The following is a 1,467-nucleotide window of genomic DNA, read 5'->3' on the forward strand; positions in this document are numbered from 1 at the left end:
CCGCTTCCAGTGCCAGCAACCTGCCTTCGACTTCTTTTACCTCAACCCTGAAGCCACGGATTTTTACCTGCTCATCATCCCTGCCGACAAAATGTAGACTGCCGTCCGCCCGCCGCACCGCCTGATCGCCGGTGCGATATAAACCTTGCCCCACTTCCTCAGTAAAAGGATGTGCCAAAAACTTCTCTGCCGTTAACCCCGTCCGTCCTGCATAACCTAATGCCAGTCCTTTACCGCCAACGCACAACTCCCCCGCAACACCATAAGGCTGCAATTGTTGTTGCTCGTTAAGCACATACAACCCAGTATTGGCCAACGGCTGCCCCACAGGCACCGTGTCCGCATCCGCTAACACCAGCTCCGTGGCTCGGCAGTAACTGGCATCTATCACCGATTCTGTCTGCCCGTAAAGGTTAAAACATTCGGTATTTTCCCCGATAACCCTTTTTAAACGCCGCAGATCCCGTCCGTACCAGGCCTCACAGCCCACTGAAATATACGCCATAGCATCCAGCTTTTGCCCGCTTTCAAGCAAATGATCCGTCAAAGCGCGGATCACCGCCGGAACAAAGTCACCATAGGTGATCTGCCGACTTTGGATCATCTGATACAGCTTATCCGGCGAAAGCAGTACCTCTTTCGGGCAAATCTCCAGCCGTCCGCCGCAGCCGAGGGCTTTCATCATATCGCCAAGCAGGATATCGACTGACAGTCCCGCCATTTGTAATACCACAGGCGGGCGCTTTTCCAAGTCAAACACCCGGTTCCAGCCATCCTGGCGCACAAGCATCGCCTGATGCTGCACCATGATCCCCTTAGGTTGCCCGGTAGAGCCCGAGGTATAGATGACATACGCCAGGTGACGGGGCGCCAGTCCCAGCGAAGATACTGGCAGGTTATCCGCTGCCATCTTCGTCAGCGCCTCCTGCAGTGCACCATCGTCCAGGCACAATACTTGTCCGCAACAGTCCGGTAGTTGCTCCCGAACACTGTGCTGCGTCAGTACTAAAGTGACGCCGCTGTCGCTGAGCATATGCCTCAGCCGCGTTTGCGGGTAGTTGGGATCTAAAGGCACATAAGCGCCGCCAGCCTTGAGGATTGCCAAAATGGCAATCACCATGTCCACTGAACGTTCGACGCTAAGCCCCACTAAGGTATCCGGCTTCACCCCCTGTGCTTTCAGGTAATGGGCCAGCTGGTTGGCGCGGCGGTTTAACGTCTCATAACTGAGGCTTGTCTCTTCACAGACCAGGGCGGTTTTCTTTGGATGGGTATCGACCTGACGTTCAAATAATTCATGCAGACACAGCTCCGAGCGGTACTTAGCTGCGGTATCATTCCAGGTATTCAGTAACAGCTCACGCTCCTGTGGCGTCACCAATTCATGGGCATAGACATCCAATTCAGGGGACGTTAAAAGGGAGGACAACAAAACCTCAAAATGTCCCGCCATACGTTCGATGGTTT

Annotated in this window: 1 protein-coding gene; it reads right to left on the minus strand. The window is 54.3% G+C overall.

The window, feature by feature from the left end; all coding sequences use genetic code 11:
* Positions 1-1,467: non-ribosomal peptide synthetase (locus tag A587_RS0123670; protein WP_026001114.1), on the minus strand; the 1,467-nt coding region annotated here is incomplete at both ends.

This window comes from Pseudoalteromonas sp. NJ631 (assembly GCF_000276645.1).
Taxonomy (GTDB): domain Bacteria; phylum Pseudomonadota; class Gammaproteobacteria; order Enterobacterales; family Alteromonadaceae; genus Pseudoalteromonas; species Pseudoalteromonas piscicida.